Here is a 22,264-nt window from a genome sequence, read left to right as displayed (position 1 = left end):
TTGCTATGCCGTGAGTCAGTTTTACGGATAGAATCTCTCGTACAAAAAAGTCCGCGTCGTAATTTGTAACTCAATCATCATCAGATCCTGCAAGGCGGTCGTTCCATGTCAGCGACAAGCCGTTCATGAAAGGAGCAAGAAAAGCGCCTTTGAGCGCCAGCGACCTCGCGGTCTTTTCCTCGTCGATGTGGATGTACCAAGGCAATCGAGACTCCTTGGTCCCGATACTGCTGCGCCGGGAACTGGTGCTCATCCTGTTGCTCTATGCGGGCGCTCGGCGCCGCCGACGCGGCAGAAGGGGCGGTGACGCTCTTCTTCATAGAGGAGGCACTGGGGATTCACGGGTGGACCGGGGCGCTGCTGCTGGCCCATCTGCTCATCCGCAGTTTCGCATGGGGTGCGGACTATATAGCTGCTGCGGGCGATGGTGTCGGATCTGGTGCGATCGGGCGGCAATGGCTTTGCTGCCACGCACTATGCGCCGTTCAATGTCGCGAACAAGCTCGCCGCCGCGCTGGGCGTTTTCGGGGCGCTCACGGCGCTCGCCTTTATCGGCTTCCTGCCGGGTGCCGCGCATGGGCTAGGCGAAACCACCTTGCGGGCGATCTACGCGCTGCCCTCATGCCTGGCTGGCCTCATCGGCCTGCTGGCACTGCGCCGGATCGCTCCGACGCAGTGCCGTTCGGTCAGCTGATCTCCCAGCCGCTCAACCCATCTTCGGCGATCCGTGCGCTGGCATGGCGCGCGATGTCGAGCTTTCCGATCGCCTGGCGCGGCGTTAGGACGCGGACGAAGTCGGCCTCCACCCGGTCGCGTGTCAGCGATACCGTTACGAAACCAACGGCATTGGTGTCGCACCAGCGTATATCGCGATTGTCGTGGACAAAGGCGTCGCCGACCGGCCCCGACGGCAGGAGCAGTTCCCCGATCGAAGGACCGGTCAGCGTGGAGGCGGAAAGCTCGAGACCAATCCGGCGGTCCCCGCGATGGGGTTCGTTGATCCAGGCCATGTGACTGTCGCCCGACAGCACGAGCAGGTTCGCGCCGCTTTTCTCGAACTGGTCGTACAGCTTGTCCCGCTCGCCGGCATAGCCGTCCCAGGAATCGACATTGAGAAGCGGCAGGCCATAGCGCGTCAGGGCGTACATCGGCGCCAGCGCTACCTTGCCATCGGGAAACTTCGTCAGATCGGGATAGACGTAGCTGGACAGGATGGTCGCGCTGCCGAACAGGAACCACGGGCGGCGAGCATCCTTATGGGCCTTCAGTTCGTCCGCCAGCCATGCGCATTGTTCCGCGCCGATCATTTCGCGCGCGGGATCGGCAAGTTTCTCGCGGAAGGCTGCGACATCGGGTTCGCGCGTGACGCCTTGCGGCAGGGCCTTGAGGTCGAGTGTCTTGAGTTCCGCCGGGTCGGATATCACCCGCTCCCCACTGCCGCGCCGGTCGACAACATGCCAGTCGAGATCCTTGGCCAGCGACAATTGCTGCTGGCGGGCCTTGAGCCGGGTTTCGGGCAGGGCCAGCGTCGCGAGATCGCCGAACGCGAAGCTGCGGGTGATGCCATAGGGATCGGAAGTGACAGGATCGCGGATCGGCATCCATTCCAGATAGGCATGAACCGCCGCAGCCTTGCGCTCCTCCCAGTCGCCGTTGGCCGCCGGATCGTGATGCTGGGCACCATGCATCCAGTCGTCGTTCGCGATTTCATGGTCGTCCCACATGCAAATCCACGACGCGCGGGCATGGGCGTCGCGCAGGGCCGGATCACGACGCCACTGTGCATAGCGTGCGCGATAGTCGGCGAGCGTGACCGTGTCGTGCGTTGGCTCGATCGCCCGAACATCCATGAGTGCGGGCATCGAGTTGGCGCCATATTCGTAAATATAGTCGCCCACGAAGAGGATGAGGTCCACCGCTTCCCGATCGGCAATGGCCCGGTAGGCGTGAAATTCGCCGAACATATACATGGCGCAGCAGGCGAGCACGATATCGAGACGATCGATGCGTCCCGTTGGCAGGGTTTTTGCCCGCCCGATCGCCGATACCGTGTCCATGGCACGGAAGCGGTAGAAATATTTGCGGCCCGCCTTCAGGCCGGAGGCGATCACCTTGACCGTATGGTCCCGCGCCGCCGATGTGCTGAACGATCCGCGCGCAGCGATGCGCGTGAACAGTTCATCCTCGGCCATTTCCCATGTGCCGCTGACCGGCCCATGGGCAGGATCGGTCACGCGGGTCCACAGCAGGACGCTGTCGGCATGCGGATCGCCGCTCGCCACGCCATGCGCGAAGACCATGTTCGTTTTTGCCCCGGCGGGACCGGCGGCGAGCAAAAGCCCGCCCGCCGCCGATCCCGCAAGAACGCCGCGCCGCGTCAGCGCCATCAGAAACGCGCCCCGAGCGAAACGCCCCAGGTGCGCGGCGTGCCGCTGAATGCCTGCGTCGCCGATCCGCCGGTCGTGTAATCGACATCGGCGATGTTGCGCACGAAGCCGGCCACGGTCCAGCGCTGGTCGATCTTGAGATCGATGCGCGCATTGACGAGCGCGAAGTCCCCGACCGGCGCCGTATTGTCGAGATCGCCATAATAGGCATCGACGTAGCGGGCATCGACCTGAGGCGTCAGCGTCATGCGATCGTTCAGCGCGAACTCGTAGCGGATCGAGCCGTTCAGCGTCATGTTCGGCGCGAACGGCAAGTCGTTGCCCAGGCGCGCCTTTTCGGCAGCGGTGATCGCCTCGATCGCGGTGACCTTCGTGTCGAGCAGCGCGACGCCGAAATTGATGGTCATCGGGCGCACCGGGCGGATCGTGAAGCTGGCCTCGCCGCCATAGCTGCGCGCCTTGCCCACATTGGTGCGTACGCTGGTGGTGGCGCCATCATAGGTGCGGAAGGAACCGGCCTGAATGTTCGAGAAATCATAATAGAAGCCCGCAACTTCGAACTGCACAGGGCCGCGCGCAGGCATGAACTTCACCCCGCCTTCATAGGCCCATACGCTTTCCGACTTGAATGCATCGGCTTCGGGGGTCGACCAGATCGTGCTGCCGTCGAAACCGCCGGCACGGAAGCCGCGTCCGACCGAGCCATAGACCCGTGCATCCTCGCTCAGTTCATACGTGACCGTGGCGCGACCCGAAGGGCTCGTCTCACTGAGCTTGTTGTCGAATTCGGCGGGCAGGGCGAACACCAGCGATCCGATCGACACGCCATAGGGGTTGAGATCATGCGTGTAGCCGCTGAAGCGGTTCTTTTCGTTGCTGATGCGCACGCCCAGATCGGCACGAAGGCGCGGCGCGACCTTGAAATCGACGTCTGCGAAGGCCGCGAGGCTTTCGCGCCGCTGCAGATAGTTCGCTTCGAACACGGTACGGAAGGTGTCGGCGCCGTCCAGCGTGCTGAACAGGCTGATCTTGTCCTTGAACCAGGCACCGCCGACCGTCCAGTTGATGTTGCCCTTGTCGCGATTCTGCAGCCGTGCCTCGATTGTCAACGGCGGAGCAAAAGTCGGCCATTCGGCGGCGTAAAACCAGGCCATCGTGTTACATGCCGGGGGGAGTGGCGTGAGGGCGTAGCCCGAGGGCCACTCCCCCCGGCATTGGTGTAATTTTCAGGGTCTGGTTTTGGCCTTGCGGGCCCGGCTGTGCGCGAGGCGATAGCTTTCGCCGTTCATCTCGAGGATGCTGACGTGATGGGTCAGGCGATCGAGGAGCGCGCCTGTGAGACGCTCAGATCCGAAGGTTTCGGTCCATTCGTCGAAGGGCAGGTTGCTGGTGATGAAGGTGGAGCCGCGTTCGTAACGCTGGGAGATCAGCTCGAACAACAGTTCGGCGCCGGTCTTGGAGAGCGGCACAAAGCCCAGTTCGTCGATGATGAGCAGCTTGTATCCGGCCATCTGCTTCTGGAAGCGCAGAAGACGGCGCTCGTCGCGGGCCTCCATCATTTCGCTGCAGTCGGGGGATCAATTCTCATCGCTCGATGTCACCAGCGCCGCGCTGGAGCCGGAGAGGTTCGACAATTACGAGCTTGGCCTCAAATGGGATATCCGCCCGACGCTGAACCTGACCGCCGCCATCTACCAGCTTGACCGCACCAACACCCGCGCGGCCGACCCCAATGACCCCGCACGGACGGTGCTCACGGGCGCGCAGCGCAGCAAAGGGCTCGAACTCGGCCTTAGCGGCGCGATCACACCCCAGTGGCAGATCAGCGCGGGCTATGCGCTGCAGGACGCGACAATTCGCAAAACGACGAGTGCCGCCCCGGCCGGGCGCGAGGTTCCGCTGGTTCCAAAACAACAGGCTTCGCTCTGGACGCGTTACGACCTCACCCCACGCTTGGGGGCCGGCGCCGGTGTCTACCACCAGTCGAAAAGCTTCACGTCCATCAGCAACACCGCCATCCTGCCCGCCTTCACCCGCGTCGATGCCGCCGCATTCTTCAAGCTCACCCCCCAGATCGAGGCGCAAATCAACGTCGAGAATCTGCTTAACAGCGATTATTTCTCGTCCGCCTACAACGACAACAACATCATGCCCGGCGCGCCGACGACGGTGCGCGCAACGGTTAGAATGAGATTATAACGGTGTTGGCCAACTTGGTCGGGTGCGGATCAAGCCGCCCTCGCAAAAGTCGGTGAGACGCCGCTGGCCGGTTTAGAAACCAGTCTTCGCCGATGGATCACAGGACTGGCGCATGAACTCCAGGGCATCACCGACGCGGCGCACCGCGTCGTTGTCCCCGACGAATATATCGAGACCCTCGTAGGGCTGCGCGCCCCCTTTGATCTCCACCGACGCCTGGGGCGCGTTGGCCGAGTAAAGCGGTCGGATCGCAACCACCTGATCTAGTTTCACGCTGAGGGCGCTTTTGTCGGCGAGCGTGAGCGTAACGAGGCAACCACCTTTCACTCCTACGCTCGTGATCCTGCTGTTCCGCACGAAACCCGGCCAAGGCTTTGCGACGGCTGTGCCGCGGGTCAGCATGTCCTGGACGAACTTCGACGCACCCGCGGCGGTTCGTGGTTTGGCGGGCACCACCTGCTGAGCCGCCACGGGCGCTGCGCTTCCGAGCGAAAGTGCGTAGATCAATAGGTCAGGACGATGGGGCATCAGTGAACTTTAGCCGACCTTAGTCCTGCGTGGCGATAGGCGGAGGCGGCGCGGGCGCCTGATGCCGGGCGGGAAACAACGGCACGCCACCCCTATGATGGCCGTAGCCGTAATCACCTACGTCGAGCTGGAGAAGGCAATTCGCATAGCTCTCCGTTCCAGGCTGGAAGCCGTAGCTCGCACACGCCGCCCGATGGCGAGCGGCCATTTCTCGCGGACTGACGCAGCCAGAAAGCACGAGCGACGTCGAGATGGCGAGAAGCTTGAAAGCGTCACGCACCATTGTCCTGGTCCAAACAAGGGCGGAACCCAAGGGGAAGAGCGCCGCGCTGGACGCAGAATGAACCAGTCCTCGTCAAAAGCCAAATGCCATTGTGGCCGGGACTCGCGATGGGAAAGCGGTCGACGACAACGCCACATTAACCTTCTTCCTTCACGGTGGAAGCCGGACCAACCCCGACGCGAGCGTGCATGTCGCTTTTCCTCGATCAAACGTTTGCGAGCACCGGGTTAGCTGCGATCCTATTCGGGGCTGTTGGTCTCGGCTGCGTGGTGAGCTGGCCGCTCCTACCCTCGCGCCGGGGAGCGCTCATGGTGCAGGGCGCGGGCGCGGGCGCATTCGCGCTTCACTTCGCGCTGATCGGCGCGCCTACCGCTTCGGCCGCATGCCTTCTTTCCCTGATGCAGCTCACCGTCGCGCTGGTGGTTCGTGACCGGGTTGCCAAGCTCGCGCTCGACGGCGCGACGTTGCTCGCGCTGCTGTTGCTCACCGTGGCGACCTGGCATGGAATCCTGTCCGGCCTTGCCGCTTGCGGCGGTGCATCTTCTTTCATTGCGCGGACCCAGCGATCAACGACGCGGATGAAGATCGTCTTTCTCGTGGCCGCGCCCTTCTGGCTGGCCCACAATCTTCTCATTGGCGCACCGTTCGCCTTGGCCGTTGATCTTGTATCGGTCGCGGGGAATCTGCTCGGGCTTTTTGCCTTTTGGAAGCGGGAACAGCGTCAAGCGGACGGGCCGCGCAGCCTCAGCTATCCGGCGCGGCTTTCCCCACGTCACGCTTTCCGCTCTGGTCACCTTTCCCTCGGCAAACTCGCGATCTCAAAGCGCGCGCGCGCGTTACAGGGAGTCCAGATCCTCACATGACACAGGTAATATACGCGCGCCCACTCCCGCCGGCGCGTTCGATAGCTCAAGTAGGCGGAAAGCAGAGCTGGAGCGAGCTACGGCCGGCGAACCTTGACGACGCTAAAGCTTTGGTACGCTTGAAGATCGCCCTCGCTCGCGAAGCGGAACATATGATCTTCGATGTCCGGGATCGAGGGGAACTCCTGCGCCGCACAACTGCCGAACTAAACGCCGCCGTAGCCGGCGAGCGAGGCATCTTCGTCCTGCAACGCATAGGCGACCTCGTCGGCTACATAGATGTACGGAGCGTGTGCATCGAAGGCGCTGCAGAATTTGCCTCTTTTAATCTGGCTATCCGGACACGGTGGCAGGGACGTGGGCTTGGAGCAAGCCTGGTGAAGTCCGCCGAGGAATGGGTACGTCGCCGTGGCTTGCTCTTCCTGATCTTCCACGTCGCTGTTCGCAACGACCGGGCGTTCGCATTTTATGAACGGCTTGGCTATACCGTGTGCGGAGATGTTGTGGCAGCCAATAAAGAATCAGGCGTTATTGGCGATTACTACGCGATGGGCCGAATGCTCGATGCTGATGCTGAGGAGGATGCGTTAGCGTGATGCATAACTATCATCCCGCCTTTCCAGACTGACTGGCCCCTGTACATTATCGGGACACGGATTCACGGTAGCGGCTCGACAGCGTGGTCGTGGCGTCGGACGCTCAATTTACTCGACGGTCGAAAGCTGGGCCGCTGCGAGAGGTGCCACAGAGATTCGGTTGGCCGTGCTGGAAGCGAATGAAGCGGCAGAGCGATTTTGGCGTTCTCTCGGCTTCATTGAGTATCGGCGCGTTGGGCCAGACACCTTCAAAATGCGTAGCCATCGCCGGATAGAACTGAGCCGTCGCCTTTCTGGCGCGACCGTAGAAGGCAGCAACAAGTAAGATCTCGCGCCGGCTATCTGGGCGAGCTTGGCGTAGGATTCCGCCCCCTCCCGCAAACGCCCCCAGTGTCGTGGCGTTAACTGCCATGTTTGCATGTGAACATGACGACATTGAGTTTAACTTCGGCCCAGGCTCCTTCCGATCAACCAAAGCTGGAAAACATGGGCCGCCACGAACGCGCCTCCAATAAAGATCGGGGACGGTAACAGCATCCCCTCCTGCCCTGGCCTCGGCGTTAGGGTCATCGCGGTAACATTGAACAGCCCCAGCACACAGATCGCAAGGAAGGGCGTGAAGCTGAGAGCTAGAACGCGAGGTGCGGACCAATTCACCAAATTGGAAAGCGGCTCTGATCGTGATTGTGTTGAAAAAGTCGGTGCTGAGGTGCGTCCCGCCGATTTTCGGTAACAATGATGCAGACGGCCCGCGCCCTGCGAATCATTGATGCGCCTGCCACTGCGCCTGAATTCGAATATTACCCAAGGAAATGCCTCTGAGAGTTTTTCAACACAATCATCGTGAAAGCCGCCATTGCATCGGCAGTTTCCTTTCCTGCCGGAAACGGGCGTTTGCCCGGATGGACAATCCGATCATCACCAGTGCGAAGATGGCGGACACGATTAGCACGGCCATGAGTTTTCCCCTAAGCTATATGTTTGCATGTGAACATGCTCACTTGCCTACAGGACTTTCCCCCATCTTTCGGAGCCAGTCGTTGAACGCCTCGGCCATCGCGTCCTGCAAGCTCATGCCGTGCTTGCGGGCGGTCATGTGCATGGCGAACGACATTTCCGGGCTGAAATAGCCCGTCATCGCCTTCTTGCCCTGACGGCTCGGCGCAACCGGGCTGCTGCTCGAACTGCTGCCGGTGCCTATGCCAGTGCTGCGGGCGCGCGGCGCGGCCGCCCTTCCCTCCGGCTCGGCCGTCGCCGGCGTCGGCGCTGCGTCCCGATCCCGCAATGCAAGCAATGATCCCTTCCGGCTCATGCGCTGGCCCTCCGCCTCCTATCTGCTGGCATGTTTACATGTTCACATGCCCACTTGTAAAGCTGACGCACCTCATCGGCCGCCTTGCCATTCGGTTCGATCTCCATCACGGTTTTTCCCTCGGTCGCCGCATGGCGGAACGCGGCGCGATCCGCGACACGCAGCGGGCAGGCGTCCAGCCCGTAACCCTGCACGAGCTGCGCCGCCTCGTCATACATGCGTGGCGCGGTCGGGCTTCCCGCCGTGAAGATCACGAAAGCGGGCTTGCCGCGCATCTTCACAAGGCTGGCCGTGGTCTTGATCGCGGCCAGGTCGAACGCGCTCGGCCGACAAGGTATCAACACCAGGTCGGCCGCCTCGACGGCGGCGCTGGCGGCGCTGTCGGCATGGGGCGGGGTGTCGATCACGATGAACTCCGCGCCCTGCGCCGTCGCTTGCTCGATCTTGGCGGCAAGGCGAGGGGGGGCGCTGTCGATCACGACCGGGGGCGCGTCCTGCCGCCATGCCGCCCATTGGCTCGCCGTCGCCTGCGGGTCGAGATCGATCACCAGCGCGGTATGCCCGGAATCCTCGGCGGCTGCGGCCAGGTGCAAGGCGAGGGTGGTCTTGCCCGCGCCCCCCTTCTGGCTGATGATCGCGATTGTTGGCATGTGAATATCCTTACATGAACTCATGTTTGCATGTGGTCATAGCGCAAGCGGCTATCGGATGAAAGGGCAGGGCGTCTAGCCGTCCTCGCCGCCCTCATCCTCGCTGTCATCGTCCAGCGCCTCATGGCTCATCTGGCCGTGATCCTCGATCGGGCAAAGCGGCGCTCCGGCCTGCTCAAGCCATTTGCGCGCGGTCCTCGCGGTATAGCCGCACGTCGCGCACTCGCATTTCAGCATCCGGGTTTTCTGCTCCTTGGGCGCGGTCGACTCCCCGTCCGTGTCGAGACGGGCATGGGGGAGGGGGCCAGCGGCATCGAGGATCGGTGCGACGGCCGCAAGGAACGCCTCGCCGGGGGTGGTGGCGCGCATAGGCCCGACCAACCCCAGCCCCAGCGCGACCCGTTTAAACGCCTTCCCATGCCCTGCCGGGATGCCGACGGCGGCATGGACCAGCTCATGCGCGAGGATGGCCGCGATCTGCGCCGGCATCGCATCGGGCGCGTGCGCTAGGTCCGGGCGAATGAAGATTTCAAAATGCCCGTCCGCGCTAAGTCGGTTGTCCCAGCACTCACCGATCGCCTTGCCCTTCGCGCCTCTGCTGGTGAAGCCGATCGCCACGCGTAAGCGGTCGGGCAGGGGGCGTCCAGCGCCTCGAACAGCAGAGCCATGCCCTGCGCCACGGCATTGAGCCAGCTTTCGCGGGTTTCGTGGGTCATCGTCTTTACTCCCTTCAAATCGCCTGTCCGGCGATGGCCATGCCATCGGCCGGAACACGGACGCCCAAGAACGCCGGCGAGAGAGGGGGGCAGCGGGAATCTGCGGGAGTGGTGCGCGGCGCAGGGAGGCGCAGCCGAGTGAGCCACGGTCCCGCTGATTGCCGTTGCGGGGGAGAGGCGGCCGGGACCGCCTTTCCCCCGGCACTGCTGCGCGAGATCCGCGCAGCGATCTCGCTTCCGCCATGTGGATCGTTACCTTGGGCCAAGACCGCTTGCGGGCTTGGGGAGCGTGAGCGACTAGAGCCACGGTGCCGCGCCAGCGGCAGGCGCATAATCACCGCACCCATTGCCAAAATCAGATTTTGTGACTACATTGGGACTACGTTTTCAGAAGGAAATCCCAATGGCTGTTTCCGACACCTATGTCCGCGCCAGGATCGACAATACGACGAAGGAACGCGCCACCGCCGCGCTGGGCGCGATGGGCCTTTCGATCTCCGACGCTATCCGGCTGCTGATGCTGCGTATCGCCGACGAACGGCGCTTGCCTTTCGAGGTCAAGGTTCCGAACGCCGCGACACGCGAGGCAATGGCAGAGCTGGCGGCGGGGAAGGGGACCAAGTTTGCCAGCGTCGATGCGCTGATGGCGGACCTCCATGCGGACGATTGATCGTTCGACCCGGTTCAAGCGCGACTACAAGCGGGAATCAAAGGGCCGACATCGAGCGACCCTCGATGCCGATCTTCTGCCCGTCCTGGCCGCGCTCGCGACCGACACGCCGCTTGATCCCAAATACCGCGACCATGATCTGAGCGGCGATTGGGCGGGCTACCGCGATTGCCACGTCAAGCCCGATCTGGTGCTGATCTACGCCAAGCCCGACGACGAAACGCTGCGCCTCGCGCGCCTTGGCTCGCATAGCGAGGTATTCGGATAGATGACGCATATGCGGGCGATCTTCATCCGCCACGGCGAATCTACAGGCAACGCCGGCGTGCCGTGTCGCGATCTCGCGACGATCGAGCTGACGGAGCACGGCCACGAACAAGCGCGCCAGGTCGCGGCGAGCTGGACGCAAGCGCCCGCGCTCATCGTCACGTCGCCCTATACCCGCACCCGGCAGACGGCCGCGCCGACGATCGCGCGCTTCCCCGGCGTCCCGGTCGAAGTCTGGCCGATAGAAGAGTTCACCTATCTGCAACCGGCGCGCTGGAACGGCACGCGCAGCGCCGAGCGGATGCCGCACCTCGAACGCTATTGGAGCGAGGCCGATCCTGATTATTGCGACGGGGAGGGGGCGGAGAGCTTCGCCAATCTGCTCCGGCGCTGCGAGGCGGCGCTTGCCCGCCTCGCCGCCATGCCGGCCGCTTCGCTGGTCTATGTGTTCGGGCATGGGCAATTCATCCAGGCCGCGCGCGCGATCGTCGCCGACGCTCATCTGGACGATCGGGGCAAGATGCTCGGTTTCTGGCACAAGGGCGAGCCGCCCGCGATCAGCAACGCGCAGCAGGTAGGGTTCCATTGGCAGGGCGGGCGCTGGGGATGTGCGCCAGCGATCGCCGCCTAGATCAACACCCGCTCCACCTCGTCCAGCGTCACGTCATCGGGCCGGCGGTCATAGAGCTGGGTCGTGCGGGTAGAGCTGTGGTTCGCCATCGTCGCGGCCGTCTCCAACGTGCCGCCGTTTTTCAGATAGGTGGTGATTCCGGTCGCGCGGAACGAATGGTTGCCGATCGCCGTCCCGATCTCGGCCGCGCCTGCGCGCCGGCGCACCATCGCGAAGGCATTGGCTTGGGGCAGGGGGGTATCGCTTAGTCGCTTAGTCCCGCGTGCGATCGTGCGGAACAGCGATCCCTTGCGATCCTCACGCAGCGCGCACCCGTCGATATAGGCGGTCAGATAATCCTCTAGATTGTGATGGCAGGGCATTTCATGGCGCTTGCCGCCTTTCTCGTGCAGTCGGACCCATAGCCGCCTGTTCTGCATGAACACGTCCTCGACCCGCATCGCTAGCGCCGCGCCGATCCGCGCGAAACTATAGACCATCAACCCGATCAGGGCGCGGTCGCGCAGGCCCGCATGGGTGGTCACGTCGATGCTGTCGAGCAACCGCCGCGCCTCGTCCGGGGCCAGCACCGGCGTCTTGCCGCGCCGCTGGCTATGCGCCGGCCCGCGCACCGATCCGGCAGGGTTCACCGGCACGATATGGCCCGTCACCAGCCAGTCGAACAGGTGGCGCACGCCGGCGAGCTGCTGCTTGACGCTGGGCGCGGCCAGCTCGCGCCCCAGCGCCTCGACCCAGGCCGCGACGTGGAGCGGTTGCACGGCCTCAAGCGAGGCGACGCCGCGCGCCTCACACCAGGCCAGGAAGTCGCCGGCCGCGCGCATATAGGCGCGGCGCGTATGCGGGTTGCGAATGGTGACGGCGAAGAACTCAAGGAAGCGCAGCCGCGTGGCGTCGTCGGCCGCCGCGATCAAGGCCGGCAACGCCAGCGCCGGCGAGGGCAGGGGGGCGAGCTGGTTCATCGTGCGATCTTCTGCCAACGGGCCGGCTCGGGGCGAGGCTTCGCCAGCTCCCGGCGCAATTCGTCAAACATCTCATCAGCGGGACGAACGCGGCCCGCCTTCACGTCCTCAAGCCCGCGCGCAACCGACTCGTCTAATATCCGGCGTAGCAGCTCGTCGCGCAAATCGCGGTGCGGCTCCATGTCGATAAAGTTCTTGACGATCGCGAACACCGCCTCGGACGGATCAACGAAATGGCCCCGCTCGACCTGCGCCAACAGCCAATCGGCCATGTCGCCGGGTAGATACGCCTCGAAACGCAACCCGCCCGCGCGCGCCTGCTCGCACAGCGCCTTGGCTTGGTCGCGCTCGGCGTAGTTGTCGGCAAAAGCCTCGTCGTCATTTTCGATCATGCCGGCATCCCTTTTTGCGGTGGATCTTCGGAGGCGTTTAAACGCTCTCTGCGGGGTCGCCGCGATAGCGCACCCAAAGGTCGCCCATCGCGTCGCGGTAGCCCCAGGCATCGGCGTAGGTGGTCGACTCCTGCGCCAGATAGGCCATGACCGTAAGCATATCCTCGGCAATGACGGCATCGACGTTGCAAAGGTGGATGATCGGGAAATGCCCGCACTCGTCGCCGTTCCACCAGGCCAGCAGGAAATCCGCGACCTTGCCGGATGCGCCGGTTTCGGCCGCGCGTGTGGGCGGCCGCGCGATCGGCAGCAAGCTGCCGATCGCCGCGCCGGCCTCATCGAAACTGACGGCCCGGATGACGGGGCGACGTTGCGGGGGTGTCGTGGCGGCCGTCCCGGTCATGCGATCATGGTCCCTAGAGTGTGTGATAAAGGACATTATCACATATAGAGGCGCGACGCTAGCGAAACGACCACCGCAGGCGCCGAGATCCCGAACTCGCCCCCTAATCTGGTGAGCGACGGCAGGGCTTGCTCACCGATCTGGCGGCACACCGTTCGGGCGTCTCCAACTTAGGGGGTCGATGCGCACCATTACCTTCATCACGCACTTTCAAGTCAGACATCGGCTATTGCGAAGCAGTTGCATATATCATAGGGCGGCGCACAGATTGAGAACGATTCGCAAGGGGGTAAAATGAAAAAAAGTACATTAAGCGGCGCGTTAGGCCTTGGATTAATGGCCGTGCCCGCAACGGCCCAGGACCAGCCAGCTCCCCCGGCTACGGACGCACGCCAAACAATCATCGTCACCGGCGTCCGGGACGGCTACCAGGTCGATGCGACCAGCACCGCCACCCGCACTCCGACCAGTCTCAAGGACGTTCCACAGGCGGCATCGATCATCACCGAGGCGCAGATTGACGATCAAGCTATGCGCTCGATCGCCGACGTGCTTCGCTATGTCCCCGGCGCGGTGATATCTCAGGGTGAGGGTCACCGCGATCAGATCATTCTGCGCGGCAACAACAGCACCGCAGACTTCTTTGTCGATGGCCTGCGTGACGACGTGCAATATTACCGCGGCCTCTACAACGCAGAGCGGATCGAGGTCCTGAAAGGTCCCAACGCAATGATCTTCGGCCGCGGTGGTGGGGGTGGGATCGTCAACCGCGTCACCAAGCGCCCCGGTGCCAACGCCTTCATCAGTAGCAGCGGTTCGGCGGATACATATGGCGCATGGTATATCGACACCGACATCAACCAACCGATCAGCCAGTCCGCCTCGGCTCGACTGAACGCCGTCTATGAGGAGTTCAACAGCAACCGGGACTTCTACGACGGACGCCGGCTCGCGATCAATCCGACCTTTGCCGTATCGCTAGGCGGCACCACACGGATCGACCTGGGCTTCGAATACAACAATGACAAGCGCACGATCGATCGAGGCGTTCCCTCGGCTGCCCAAGGCTCTCTGACCAGCCCGTCACGCCCCCTTACCGGTTTTCGCGATACCTTTTTTGGTGTGCCGGGATTCAACGTCAGCGATTTCGAGGCTAAGGTCCTAAGCGGGCGCATCGAGCATCGGTTTAGCGACAACCTGACCGTAACCAGTCGCGTCCTCTACGGAGATTATGACAAGCTCTATCGAAACACTTTCGCGGTAACCCCGGCCACCCCGCGCGGCGCCGTCCAGAGCGTCGGCCTCGAGGCATATAGCGATCCCACGACGCGCAAGAACCTGCTCAACCAGAACGATCTCGTCTGGACCGTCACCACCGGCCCCGTCCGCCACGTGCTGCTCGCCGGCTTCGAATATGGCGATCAGCGCACGCGCAACCAGCGGATCAATGGCTTTTTCGGAAGTGGTGATATCGTCAATGGAGGGCGGCGCGTCTTTGTCGCGTTGGCTGACCGAATCACGGTGCCGCCAGTCACGCTGCGCACCACCGCCAACACCGGCTACCGGTCTATCCGGACAAATGCCGACGCCACGGCCTTCTATGTGCAGGACCAGATCTCGATCGGCGAACATGTCGATGTCATCGGCGGCGTTCGCCGCGACCGCTTCAAGCTCAGCATCGATGATCTCGTCGCCGGGCGGAGCTATAGCCGGACCGACACCCTCTGGTCTCCCCGCCTTGGGGTAGTGCTGAAGCCGGTGCAACCCGTCTCGATCTACGCCAGCTATAGCCGGTCCTTCCTGCCGCAATCGGGCGATCAGTTTTCATCGCTCGACATAACAACCGCCGCGCTGGAACCAGAGAAGTTCGACAATTACGAAGTCGGCCTCAAATGGGATGTTTCCCCAACGCTTAACCTGACCGCTGCCGTCTACCGGCTCGATCGCACCAACACCCGCGCGACCGACCCCAACGACGCCACGCGGACGGTGCTAACGGGCGCGCAGCGCAGCAAAGGGCTTGAGATCGGCCTCAACGGCGCGATCACACCCCAATGGCAAATCAGCGCCGGCTACACGCTGCAGGACGCAAAAATCCGCAAGACAACGAGTGCGGCTCCTGCCGGCCGCGAGGTCCCGCTTGTGCCCAAGCAGCAGGCTTCGCTCTGGACCCGCTACGACTTCACCCCTCGCTTGGGAGCCGGGGTCGGCGTCTACCACCAGACAAAAAGCTTCACCTCCGTCAGCAATGCCGCCGTCCTGCCTGCGTTCACCCGCGTCGATGCCGCCGCGTTCTTCAAGCTCACCCCCCACATCGAGGCGCAAATCAACGTCGAGAACCTCCTCGACAGCAATTATTTCTCGTCCGCCTACAACGATAACAACATCATGCCCGGTGCGCCGACAACCGCGCGAGCGACGGTTAGAATGAGCTTTTAGACAAAGGCTTTTCCTTTGGTGCTGGATGCTTTCACCGTAGTTGTTCAGCACGCACTAAACCGCCTCCTCGGCGGGGGGGCAGACACAGACATGGCCCCTCCATTTCCTCCAGAAGACGATAGTGTCGATCTATCGCCGCTGCCCGTTCTTGGACCATTCCGCTTGCCGTCACCCAACTCCTGCGGACAGCGGAATGGTCATGTGCCGCTGCCCGGCTCACGAGCAATATCGGCGGCTTGTTGCCAATCGCGCTATCTGGTCGCGACAAACGTCGACATATGCACGGCCATGCCGTTACCCGCATCCGCCACGCACGTAATAGTCACCATCCTCAATTAACCTAATAAACACCATGGTTGCCGCCGTAGCTGTGCTCGGCCTGCCAACAGAGGTGAATCAGGAACTTGAAAACAGCGGGACGCGTGGATCGCCGGCCTGCGTGCGAGCTGTGAACGATTGGATGCAATGGAAGAGTGCGCCGCGGCGCTCGGGGGCGTTCGCGCTTCGGGGTATTCGTTCACGTCGGATTCGAGGGGTGTTCGCCGGCCGTGCGTAATGGATGTTAGCACGACGGAGGAATGAACATGGATATGGATTTAGACAGCGCGTTGCGCCGCCTTGCCGAGCAGCCGCTTCATCCCCGGCTCGCTGAACTGGAAGGCGATGTCATGCGGTTAATCGCAGCGGAGCAGCGCGCCGGCAGCGGAGTGACACTGCGGGCTGGCATGCTGGCAGCGGTAGGCGCAGTCGTCTTGGGAGTGCTGGGCAGCGGATTGTCGTCCGCAGCGGCGACTGCGCAGATGCCGACGCTGACGCCTTTCGGGCCCGCCACGCCGCTAGCGCCTTCGACCTTGCTGGCGTTCCAGTGACGAGCAGCGCCCGGAGAACGATGCTGATCGCGGCCGTCGTGTTCTTGGCAGCGATCGCAGGCGTGTGGGCTGGGCGCGAGTTGTTCCCTTCCCCACCGAGCCCGGGCGTGGAACTTCATAGCTTGCTCCACGACGGGCTCGGGTTGGACGAGGCTCAACGGACCAAGCTCGAGACGCTGGAGTCCCGCTTCGCCGTTCGAAGGCGTGCCTTGGAGCTGGAACTCAGGGCCGACAACGCGCGGCTCGCCGACGCCATCGAGGTCGAGCATGGCAATGGGCCGCAGGTCGCGGCGGCCGTCGATCGTTCGCACGGCGCGATGGGCGAGCTCCAAAAGGAGACGTTGAACCATATGTTCGCGATGCGGCAGATCCTGCGGCCCGACCAGGCGAGGACGTTCGACCGCGCGGTGGTTAAGGCGCTGACCGCAGACGCGCGGTGAGTCTTGAACTTTCGGCCTGCACGGACGGCGAACTCGCCGCCTTGACGCTCGCTGGACGTCAGGCCGCCTTCGCCGAGATCATGCGCCGGCACAAGGGGCCGGTTTACCGCCTGATCCGTGCACATATCGGCGATGCCGAAGAGGCGCTTGACCTCACTCAGGAATGCTTCGCGGCCGCCTTTCAGAACTTGCGAAAGTATGACGGAGATCGGCCGCTCGCTGCGTGGCTGGCCCGCGTGGCAATCAACAAGAGCCGCGATTGGCTTCGGCGGCGACGCATACGCCAGATACTATCGTTCGCCTCTTCGCTGCCGCCTGAGACGATCGAGGGTGAGCGAGACGAGGCGCCAGGCGCCGACGCGGTAACCTTCGATCGCGCAGAACTAGTCCGGCTTTCGCGCGCGGTGTCCCAGCTGCCGGCCACGCTCAAGGAGACGCTCTTGCTGCGGACCGTGGAAGGCTTGTCCCAAGGGGAAACTGCCGCCGCGCTGGGGATCAGCGGCAAGGCCGTGGAGACGCGGCTCCGGCGCGCGCGAATAAAATTGTCGAATATTCTTAATTGCGCATGAGGGGGCGGGCTGGTTCATGCGTAATAAGGGGTAATGTCAGCGGCGGCGTCCCCCGGCTGCAAGCATTGAATTGGAGTGAAGGAACAGCATGAGCCGCAATCTGAACCGGCGCGACGTGATGCGCGGAACCGCCATGCTCGGCGGCACGCTGGCCATGTCGGCCTATCTGCCAGCCTGGGCGCAACCTGTGTCGCGCGGCATCGCCAAGCCGCTGCCGACCGTATCAGGCACGGAAATCGCGCTGACGATCGACCGGATGAAGCTGGTCATGGACGGAATTACAACGCCCGCGATCGGGGTGAACGGCACGGTCCCGGCGCCACTCGTCCGCCTCAAGGAGGGCCAGAAGGTCCGGCTCGCGGTGACCAACAATCTTGACGAGGATAGCTCGATCCACTGGCACGGCCTCATTCTGCCGTTCCAAATGGACGGCGTGCCGGGCATCAGCTTCCCCGGCATCAAGGCACGTTCGACTTTCGTGTACGAATTTCCAGTCGTGCAGTCAGGCACCTACTGGTACCACAGCCACTCGGGCGAGCAGGAGCAGGGCGGGCTCTACGGCCCCATCGTCATCGATCCCGCGGGACCCGACCCGATCGCATTCGACCGCGAGCATGTGATCGTGCTCTCCGATCACAGCCAGATGACCGGTGAGGAGATCTTCCGCAAGCTCAAGCAGATGGGCGGTGCCTATTTCAACTATCAGCGCCCGACATTGAGCGGGCTGCTGGCCGGCCGTGAAATGCCCCTCAAGGATCGCCTGAACTGGGGGCAGATGCGGATGGACCCGGCGGACATCGCGGACGTCACGGGTTCGACCTACACCTTCCTGGTCAATGGCTTTGGGCCTTATGACAACTGGACGGGTCTCTTCCGGCCGGGGGAGCGGGTTCGGTTGCGCATCGTCAACGCCGCGGCGCAGACCAACTTCAACGTCCGCATCCCTGACCTGCCGATGACGGTGGTGCAGGCCGATGGCCAGAACGTCCGGCCAGTCGCCGTGGACGAATTCCAGATAGGGGTCGCCGAGACGTTCGACGTGATCGTGACGCCCGGCGACCGCGCCTACAGCTTCGTGTCTGAAGCGATCGACCGTTCCGGCATGGGACGCGCGACCCTGGCACCACGCGAGGGCATGATCGCCCCAGTCCCGCCGCTCCGCCCGCGCACGCTCCTGACCATGACCGACATGGGCATGGACATGGGAGGGATGGAGGGAATGTCGGGGATGTCCGACGAGAACCCGGTGGCTAAGCGCGGCCTGGACCCCACTGTGCAGCAGAACGCATCGCGTAACCTGTGGAAGCTAACCGGCTGGAAGGGACCGACTGACCACGGAGCGGTCGCGGTTGGGTCCGGGATGGCGGGCATGGCCGGCATGGATCATGGCAAAATGAACTCCGGCGCGATGGCGGGAATGGACCACAGCCAGATGGGTGCCGGCGCGTCGGGCACAACCCCGCCCCAGACGGGAAGCGGAAGCATGGCCGGGATGGACCATGGCAGCATGGGCGCGGGCGGCATGGCTGGAATGGATCACGGCTCCGGCGGCATGAGCATGGACATGAACATGCGCAACCCCAAGAACGCGCCCGGCGTCAAGATGGGGCCTGGGGTGCAGACCATCTCGCCGATGCCGAAGGACCGCACGGGCGAGCCGCCGCAGGGGCTGGAAGGCGTCGATCATCGCGTGCTCACTTATCGCGACCTTGTCGCGCTGGATCGCAACCCGGACGTTCGTGCCCCGGCGCGCCAGTTCGAACTCCATCTGACCGGCAATATGGAGCGCTATATGTGGGGCTTTGACGGCCAGAAGCTCAGCGATCCCGCTGACCCAATCCCGTTCCGCAAGGACGAGCGGGCGCGCGTCACCCTGATCAATGACACCATGATGCCGCATCCAATCCACTTGCACGGGCACTTCTTCGAACTGGTGACCGGGCATGGCGACTTCGCGCCTCGCAAGCACACGGTGAATGTAGCGCCTGGCGGCAAAATGACGTTCGACGTGACGACCGATGCGGTGGGCGACTGGGCGTTCCATTGCCACAATCTTTATCACATGACCGCAGGGATGATGCGTGTCGTGACCGTTCGCCCGATGGGCGAGGAGAACCGCGATGCAGTTTAAGCTCCTCCTGATCGCGGGCGGCGCGGCGCTTGGCTTGGCAACATCTGCGGCCGCGCAGATGGACCATTCCAATATGCCGGGCATGAAGATGCCACCGCCAAAGACGACAACGGTGAAAAAGCCTGCCACTAAGAAGCCAGCAGCGGCCAAGCCCGCCGCGCGCAAGAAGTCCGTGAAGCCCGCTGCCAGGTCGATACCGCGCGCGAAGGCGGGATCGGGGGCCAGGTCCGCCGCAGATCGGTCCGCCAGGCCTCCGGCACCGGGAACGGTCGTGGTAGATCCTCACGCCGGTCATGACATGACGGCGATGCCGGGCATGAGTACGCCTGAAGCCAACCCGAATCCTGACGCCGGGCACGACATGTCGGCGATGCCAGATACCTCCGGCGGTGCCGCCCCCGGCCAGCCAAGTGCCATGCCGGGCATGGACCATGGTTCGATGCCGGGAATGGATCAGGGTTCGGGGGCCATGCAAGGCATGGCGGGTCACGATATGGGAAGCATGTCTCCTCCGACCACGGGGACGACGATGGTCGGGACCAACCTGCCGGCCGGCAACGCTCCGCCGCCGCCGATCCCGACGGATCGGGCCGCGGACCAAGTCTACTCTGCCGCCGCTATGGCGCATTCGCAGCAGCATCTGCAGATGCACGGGGGACAGAATTTCTCACAGGTCATATTCAATCTGGCCGAATACCAGGTCCGCGACGGTCGCGACGCCTATCGATGGGATGGCGGTGCCTGGTACGGTGGCGACATCAATCGCCTGGTTCTTAAAACCGAAGGCGAAGGGAACTTTGGGAGAAGCCTGGAAAGGGCGGAGCTGCAGGCGCTCTATGCACGGGCGATCGGACCCTTCACCGACTTCCAGGCCGGGATTCGTTACGACTTCAAGCCCAACCCCTCCCGTGTCTACGCTACGGTTGGGTTCGAGAGCCTGGCCCCAGGCTTTTTCGATGTGGAGGGCGCACTGTTCTTGTCTAGCAAGGGTGACGTGCTCGGCCGCGTTGAAGGGTATTACGATCAGCGTATCACCCAGCGCCTGATCCTCCAGCCTCGTCTCGAAGCGGAATTTGCGGCGCAAGACGTTCCGGAAGACCGGATCGGCTCGGGCTTGTCGGACCTCGAGCTTGGCTTGCGGCTGCGCTACGAGGTGAAGCGCGAGTTTGCCCCTTATATCGGTGTTTCATACGAGCGCAGAGTGGGCCGCTCTGCTCGTTTTGCACGCGAGGACGGCGAGGATGCGTCATCGACCAGCCTTGTTCTGGGCATTCGCACATGGTTTTGAGGCCGATTGGGCTTTGTTGCGTTGACTAAGTCCAAGAAGGAGCAGGCAATGTTTAAGACACTTACAGCTCTGGCTCTGGCGGCGATGGCAGCGAGCCCGGCTTTGGCTCAGCAGCAGATGCAAGGCATGGACCACTCGAAAATGCAGGGCATGAACCACGACAACATGCCTGGCATGAACACGCCCTTCATGCCCGCCGAGATGGCGATGCACGAGAAGATGATGAGGGCCAAAGGCGCCAATGCAAATGAGACGTGGGCCCGCAAGATGATCGAGCATCACCGCGGTGCGATTGCCATGTCGCAGATCGTTCTCCGCGAGGCGCCCGATGCGAAGACCCGGCAAATGGCTCAGAAGTCTATTGCCGAGCAAAACAAGAGCATCGGTGAACTCCAGGCGATGCTCCGGTCGATGAGCAAGCGACCTCAGTGATAATCTTCGTTCCTCCCGCCCCACGAGGGGGCGGGAGGAATGACCAAGGAGTTTTTCCATGAAGACAGCTTTACGATCCGCGCTTACTGCCGCAGCCTTGTTGGTTCCGGTTGCCGTCAGCGCGGCCACCCCGATCGTTATGCACCGCGATCCCGGCTGCGGCTGTTGCGCCAAGTGGGCAGCGCAGGTGCAGCGGCAGCTCGGGCGCCAGGTGCGCGTCGTCGATGATTCCAATCGCCCGGCGCTGCAGAAGCGCGCGGGAGTCCCAGCGGACGTCTCGTCCTGCCACACAGCAATCGCCGATGGCATGGCTTTCGAGGGCCACGTGCCGATTGCCGACGTGAAGCGAGCTCTGGCGACCCGGCCCGAGGGCGTACGGGGCCTCGCGGTCGGCGGTATGCCGCTCGGCTCGCCGGGAATGGAAGTGCCGGGCGTCAAGGCACAGGCCTATGACGTGGTCGCCTTCGGCCCCGGGGGGCGCCGCCTGTTCGCCCGCCACGGCAGCTGATCGGCGGTTTTTTCAGGCTGGGGCGGCAGACGCGGTCGCCGCAGCTGGTGTAGCTCCACGGCCCAGTTCGTCTTGAAGAGCGGGCGATGGGTTTCACGAAAGGATTTGGCCGGGTGAGGCAAACGGGCATTGATGAACACGAAACAAGGGGTTGGGTGATGCGCGGTAAACGAAGCGGAGCCTTCGCTTTGCTCCTTGCGGTTGCAATGTCAGTAAGCACATCGGCAGCGGCGCATGAAGATCACGATGCGCTCGGGGCCGGGCCAGGTGCTAACAGCGCAGTCGAGACTCAGAAAAAGGATGGAGCAGACGCTGGCGACGGCCACATGGGCATGGGCTCTATGTCGACCGTGGACATGAACATGGGCGGCCGCGACATCGCCGGCGACGACATGGACATGGGCGGCATGCACGAGGAGACCGCCAACAAGAACAAGAGTTTCGGTGAACGGCTTGTGAGCTGGCTGGGCCGGCTGCACACCATGGTCATTCATTTTCCCATCGCACTGTTCATCGGTGCGTTCGGGGTGGAGCTGTTCGGGTTGTGGCGCCGCAACCGCGACTATCAGCATGTCGCACATATAATGCTGGTGGTCGGCGCGCTGGGAGCGATCGCGGCGGCGTTTCTGGGTTGGTTCGCGGGCGGGTTCTACCTGACCGATCGCAACCCGATCCTGATGACGCATCGCTGGCTCGGGACCTTGATCGCGGTCTTCGGCGTGGGGGGGGGGG

At 63.2% G+C, this 22,264-nt stretch carries 26 protein-coding genes and 2 pseudogenes; 17 read left to right on the top strand and 11 right to left on the bottom strand.

Features of this window, described 5'->3' with window-relative positions; all coding sequences use genetic code 11:
• Positions 1-70 precede the first annotated feature (70 nt).
• Positions 71-253 carry a hypothetical protein gene (locus VGN68_RS15700; protein WP_143058613.1) on the bottom strand — a complete coding sequence of 61 codons (183 nt, stop codon included), beginning with the start codon at positions 251-253 and terminating at the stop codon, positions 71-73.
• 171 nt (positions 254-424) lie between these two features.
• Between VGN68_RS15700 and VGN68_RS15695 the strand changes: the two genes are divergently transcribed.
• Positions 425-694 (top strand): hypothetical protein, encoded by a 270-nt coding sequence (locus VGN68_RS15695; RefSeq protein WP_004212913.1) that lies wholly within the window; start codon positions 425-427, stop codon positions 692-694.
• Here VGN68_RS15695 and VGN68_RS15690 read toward each other — a convergent pair.
• From VGN68_RS15690 to istB, 3 genes and pseudogenes are all read right to left on the bottom strand, one after another.
• Complete coding sequence (locus VGN68_RS15690) at positions 687-2,387, bottom strand: alkaline phosphatase D family protein (RefSeq protein ID WP_327477800.1); 1,701 nt, start codon at positions 2,385-2,387, stop codon at positions 687-689. The genes VGN68_RS15695 and VGN68_RS15690 overlap by 8 nt on opposite strands.
• Positions 2,387-3,541: a TonB-dependent receptor gene (locus VGN68_RS15685; RefSeq protein WP_004212916.1), complete on the bottom strand. Its 1,155-nt coding sequence runs from the start codon at positions 3,539-3,541 to the stop codon at positions 2,387-2,389. The genes VGN68_RS15690 and VGN68_RS15685 overlap by 1 nt, the downstream gene beginning before the upstream one ends.
• 72 nt (positions 3,542-3,613) lie before the next feature.
• Positions 3,614-3,952, bottom strand: a pseudogene (gene istB, locus VGN68_RS15680) (IS21-like element ISSsp5 family helper ATPase IstB); the annotation flags it as partial.
• On the opposite strand from istB, the gene VGN68_RS15675 reads away from it, so the two are divergent.
• Positions 3,873-4,586, top strand: a complete 714-nt coding sequence (locus VGN68_RS15675; protein WP_004212917.1) for a TonB-dependent receptor — start codon at positions 3,873-3,875, stop codon at positions 4,584-4,586. The pseudogene istB and the gene VGN68_RS15675 sit on opposite strands and share 80 nt — an antisense overlap.
• Positions 4,587-4,658: 72 nt before the next feature.
• On the opposite strand, the gene VGN68_RS15670 is transcribed toward VGN68_RS15675, so the two are convergent.
• A complete protein-coding gene (locus VGN68_RS15670; protein WP_004212919.1) occupies positions 4,659-5,057 on the bottom strand; it encodes a hypothetical protein in 399 nt (132 codons plus the stop codon).
• A gap of 528 nt (positions 5,058-5,585) precedes the next feature.
• Here VGN68_RS15670 and VGN68_RS15665 point away from each other — a divergent pair.
• From VGN68_RS15665 to VGN68_RS15655, 3 genes are read left to right on the top strand one after another with little or no spacing between them, the layout of a single operon-like run.
• Complete coding sequence (locus VGN68_RS15665; protein ID WP_080604539.1) at positions 5,586-6,260, top strand: YgjV family protein; 675 nt, start codon at positions 5,586-5,588, stop codon at positions 6,258-6,260.
• On the top strand, positions 6,257-6,856 hold the full coding sequence (locus tag VGN68_RS15660; RefSeq protein WP_004212923.1) for a GNAT family N-acetyltransferase: 600 nt from the start codon (positions 6,257-6,259) through the stop codon (positions 6,854-6,856). The genes VGN68_RS15665 and VGN68_RS15660 overlap by 4 nt, the downstream gene beginning before the upstream one ends.
• Before the next feature lie 28 nt (positions 6,857-6,884).
• Positions 6,885-7,181, top strand: coding sequence for a GNAT family N-acetyltransferase (locus tag VGN68_RS15655; protein WP_257011066.1), 297 nt, complete (start codon positions 6,885-6,887; stop codon positions 7,179-7,181).
• Between the two features lie 672 nt (positions 7,182-7,853).
• Here VGN68_RS15655 and VGN68_RS15650 read toward each other — a convergent pair.
• From VGN68_RS15650 to VGN68_RS15640, 3 genes and pseudogenes are all read right to left on the bottom strand, one after another.
• Positions 7,854-8,168 (bottom strand): ribbon-helix-helix domain-containing protein, encoded by a 315-nt coding sequence (locus VGN68_RS15650; protein ID WP_327477792.1) that lies wholly within the window; start codon positions 8,166-8,168, stop codon positions 7,854-7,856.
• Positions 8,165-8,818 (bottom strand): ParA family partition ATPase, encoded by a 654-nt coding sequence (parA, locus tag VGN68_RS15645; protein WP_327477790.1) that lies wholly within the window; start codon positions 8,816-8,818, stop codon positions 8,165-8,167. Before parA ends, VGN68_RS15650 begins: the two co-directional genes overlap by 4 nt.
• Positions 8,819-8,893: 75 nt before the next feature.
• Positions 8,894-9,534: pseudogene (locus VGN68_RS15640) on the bottom strand (transcription elongation protein SprT).
• A 403-nt stretch (positions 9,535-9,937) separates the two neighbouring features.
• Between VGN68_RS15640 and VGN68_RS15635 the strand changes: the two are divergent.
• Genes VGN68_RS15635 through VGN68_RS15625 form a run of 3 tightly spaced genes read left to right on the top strand, consistent with a single transcriptional unit; the run spans position 9,938 to position 11,102 of the window.
• The gene (locus VGN68_RS15635) at positions 9,938-10,204 is read left to right on the top strand and encodes a type II toxin-antitoxin system RelB/DinJ family antitoxin (protein ID WP_004212930.1); all 267 of its coding nucleotides are present in this window, start codon (positions 9,938-9,940) and stop codon (positions 10,202-10,204) included.
• Positions 10,191-10,472 (top strand): type II toxin-antitoxin system YafQ family toxin, encoded by a 282-nt coding sequence (locus VGN68_RS15630; protein WP_004212931.1) that lies wholly within the window; start codon positions 10,191-10,193, stop codon positions 10,470-10,472. Before VGN68_RS15635 ends, VGN68_RS15630 begins: the two co-directional genes overlap by 14 nt.
• Before the next feature lie 9 nt (positions 10,473-10,481).
• Entirely contained in the window at positions 10,482-11,102 is a 621-nt protein-coding gene (locus tag VGN68_RS15625) for a histidine phosphatase family protein (RefSeq protein WP_062069522.1), read from the top strand.
• Here VGN68_RS15625 and VGN68_RS15620 read toward each other — a convergent pair.
• Genes VGN68_RS15620 through VGN68_RS15610 form a run of 3 tightly spaced genes read right to left on the bottom strand, consistent with a single transcriptional unit; the run spans position 11,099 to position 12,856 of the window.
• Positions 11,099-12,061 (bottom strand): tyrosine-type recombinase/integrase, encoded by a 963-nt coding sequence (locus VGN68_RS15620; RefSeq protein WP_004212934.1) that lies wholly within the window; start codon positions 12,059-12,061, stop codon positions 11,099-11,101. The genes VGN68_RS15625 and VGN68_RS15620 overlap by 4 nt on opposite strands.
• Positions 12,058-12,453, bottom strand: coding sequence for a hypothetical protein (locus VGN68_RS15615; RefSeq protein WP_062069509.1), 396 nt, complete (start codon positions 12,451-12,453; stop codon positions 12,058-12,060). The genes VGN68_RS15620 and VGN68_RS15615 overlap by 4 nt, the downstream gene beginning before the upstream one ends.
• Before the next feature lie 37 nt (positions 12,454-12,490).
• Complete coding sequence (locus VGN68_RS15610) at positions 12,491-12,856, bottom strand: DUF7673 family protein (protein WP_004212937.1); 366 nt, start codon at positions 12,854-12,856, stop codon at positions 12,491-12,493.
• Positions 12,857-13,150: 294 nt separating this feature from the next.
• Between VGN68_RS15610 and VGN68_RS15605 the strand changes: the two genes are divergently transcribed.
• From VGN68_RS15605 to VGN68_RS15565, 9 genes are all read left to right on the top strand, one after another.
• Positions 13,151-15,295 carry a TonB-dependent siderophore receptor gene (locus VGN68_RS15605; protein ID WP_327477782.1) on the top strand — a complete coding sequence of 715 codons (2,145 nt, stop codon included), beginning with the start codon at positions 13,151-13,153 and terminating at the stop codon, positions 15,293-15,295.
• Between the two features lie 590 nt (positions 15,296-15,885).
• Complete coding sequence (locus VGN68_RS15600; RefSeq protein ID WP_327477780.1) at positions 15,886-16,164, top strand: hypothetical protein; 279 nt, start codon at positions 15,886-15,888, stop codon at positions 16,162-16,164.
• A 20-nt stretch (positions 16,165-16,184) separates the two neighbouring features.
• Positions 16,185-16,604 carry a periplasmic heavy metal sensor gene (locus tag VGN68_RS15595; protein ID WP_313922333.1) on the top strand — a complete coding sequence of 140 codons (420 nt, stop codon included), beginning with the start codon at positions 16,185-16,187 and terminating at the stop codon, positions 16,602-16,604.
• Positions 16,601-17,173 (top strand): RNA polymerase sigma factor, encoded by a 573-nt coding sequence (locus tag VGN68_RS15590; protein WP_327477773.1) that lies wholly within the window; start codon positions 16,601-16,603, stop codon positions 17,171-17,173. Before VGN68_RS15595 ends, VGN68_RS15590 begins: the two co-directional genes overlap by 4 nt.
• Positions 17,174-17,261: 88 nt before the next feature.
• Entirely contained in the window at positions 17,262-19,304 is a 2,043-nt protein-coding gene (locus VGN68_RS15585) for a copper resistance system multicopper oxidase (RefSeq protein ID WP_327477771.1), read from the top strand.
• A complete protein-coding gene (locus VGN68_RS15580; protein WP_327477769.1) occupies positions 19,294-20,592 on the top strand; it encodes a copper resistance protein B in 1,299 nt (432 codons plus the stop codon). Before VGN68_RS15585 ends, VGN68_RS15580 begins: the two co-directional genes overlap by 11 nt.
• A gap of 48 nt (positions 20,593-20,640) precedes the next feature.
• Complete coding sequence (locus VGN68_RS15575; RefSeq protein ID WP_037472990.1) at positions 20,641-21,024, top strand: DUF305 domain-containing protein; 384 nt, start codon at positions 20,641-20,643, stop codon at positions 21,022-21,024.
• 58 nt (positions 21,025-21,082) lie between these two features.
• On the top strand, positions 21,083-21,532 hold the full coding sequence (locus tag VGN68_RS15570) for a DUF411 domain-containing protein (RefSeq protein WP_327477767.1): 450 nt from the start codon (positions 21,083-21,085) through the stop codon (positions 21,530-21,532).
• Positions 21,533-21,618: 86 nt separating this feature from the next.
• A partial coding sequence (locus tag VGN68_RS15565; RefSeq protein WP_327477765.1) for a DUF2231 domain-containing protein occupies positions 21,619-22,264 on the top strand: 646 nt, incomplete at its 3' end.

The sequence above is a fragment of the Sphingopyxis sp. genome (genome assembly GCF_035998965.1).
Lineage (GTDB): Bacteria > Pseudomonadota > Alphaproteobacteria > Sphingomonadales > Sphingomonadaceae > Sphingopyxis.
The sequence above is the reverse complement of the archived record's forward strand: the minus strand, read 5'-3'. Positions and strand labels throughout refer to the sequence as shown.

Excerpts from the sequence above, each read along its gene's own strand:
- VGN68_RS15665 (WP_080604539.1), top strand. The coding sequence starts at position 5,586 with ATGTCGCTTTTCCTCGATCAAACGTTTGCGAGCACCGGGTTAGCTGCG.
- VGN68_RS15690 (WP_327477800.1), bottom strand. The coding sequence starts at position 2,387 with ATGGCGCTGACGCGGCGCGGCGTTCTTGCGGGATCGGCGGCGGGCGGG.
- VGN68_RS15625 (WP_062069522.1), top strand. The coding sequence starts at position 10,482 with ATGCGGGCGATCTTCATCCGCCACGGCGAATCTACAGGCAACGCCGGC.
- VGN68_RS15695 (WP_004212913.1), top strand. The coding sequence starts at position 425 with ATGGTGTCGGATCTGGTGCGATCGGGCGGCAATGGCTTTGCTGCCACG.
- VGN68_RS15650 (WP_327477792.1), bottom strand. The coding sequence starts at position 8,168 with ATGAGCCGGAAGGGATCATTGCTTGCATTGCGGGATCGGGACGCAGCG.
- VGN68_RS15675 (WP_004212917.1), top strand. The coding sequence starts at position 3,873 with ATGATGAGCAGCTTGTATCCGGCCATCTGCTTCTGGAAGCGCAGAAGA.
- VGN68_RS15620 (WP_004212934.1), bottom strand. The coding sequence starts at position 12,061 with ATGAACCAGCTCGCCCCCCTGCCCTCGCCGGCGCTGGCGTTGCCGGCC.
- VGN68_RS15595 (WP_313922333.1), top strand. The coding sequence starts at position 16,185 with ATGCTGATCGCGGCCGTCGTGTTCTTGGCAGCGATCGCAGGCGTGTGG.
- parA (WP_327477790.1), bottom strand. The coding sequence starts at position 8,818 with ATGCCAACAATCGCGATCATCAGCCAGAAGGGGGGCGCGGGCAAGACC.
- VGN68_RS15570 (WP_327477767.1), top strand. The coding sequence starts at position 21,083 with ATGAAGACAGCTTTACGATCCGCGCTTACTGCCGCAGCCTTGTTGGTT.
- VGN68_RS15600 (WP_327477780.1), top strand. The coding sequence starts at position 15,886 with ATGGATTTAGACAGCGCGTTGCGCCGCCTTGCCGAGCAGCCGCTTCAT.
- VGN68_RS15685 (WP_004212916.1), bottom strand. The coding sequence starts at position 3,541 with ATGGCCTGGTTTTACGCCGCCGAATGGCCGACTTTTGCTCCGCCGTTG.
- VGN68_RS15700 (WP_143058613.1), bottom strand. The coding sequence starts at position 253 with ATGAGCACCAGTTCCCGGCGCAGCAGTATCGGGACCAAGGAGTCTCGA.
- VGN68_RS15605 (WP_327477782.1), top strand. The coding sequence starts at position 13,151 with ATGAAAAAAAGTACATTAAGCGGCGCGTTAGGCCTTGGATTAATGGCC.
- VGN68_RS15575 (WP_037472990.1), top strand. The coding sequence starts at position 20,641 with ATGTTTAAGACACTTACAGCTCTGGCTCTGGCGGCGATGGCAGCGAGC.
- VGN68_RS15580 (WP_327477769.1), top strand. The coding sequence starts at position 19,294 with ATGCAGTTTAAGCTCCTCCTGATCGCGGGCGGCGCGGCGCTTGGCTTG.
- VGN68_RS15585 (WP_327477771.1), top strand. The coding sequence starts at position 17,262 with ATGAGCCGCAATCTGAACCGGCGCGACGTGATGCGCGGAACCGCCATG.
- VGN68_RS15630 (WP_004212931.1), top strand. The coding sequence starts at position 10,191 with ATGCGGACGATTGATCGTTCGACCCGGTTCAAGCGCGACTACAAGCGG.
- VGN68_RS15610 (WP_004212937.1), bottom strand. The coding sequence starts at position 12,856 with ATGACCGGGACGGCCGCCACGACACCCCCGCAACGTCGCCCCGTCATC.
- VGN68_RS15615 (WP_062069509.1), bottom strand. The coding sequence starts at position 12,453 with ATGATCGAAAATGACGACGAGGCTTTTGCCGACAACTACGCCGAGCGC.
- VGN68_RS15660 (WP_004212923.1), top strand. The coding sequence starts at position 6,257 with ATGACACAGGTAATATACGCGCGCCCACTCCCGCCGGCGCGTTCGATA.
- VGN68_RS15635 (WP_004212930.1), top strand. The coding sequence starts at position 9,938 with ATGGCTGTTTCCGACACCTATGTCCGCGCCAGGATCGACAATACGACG.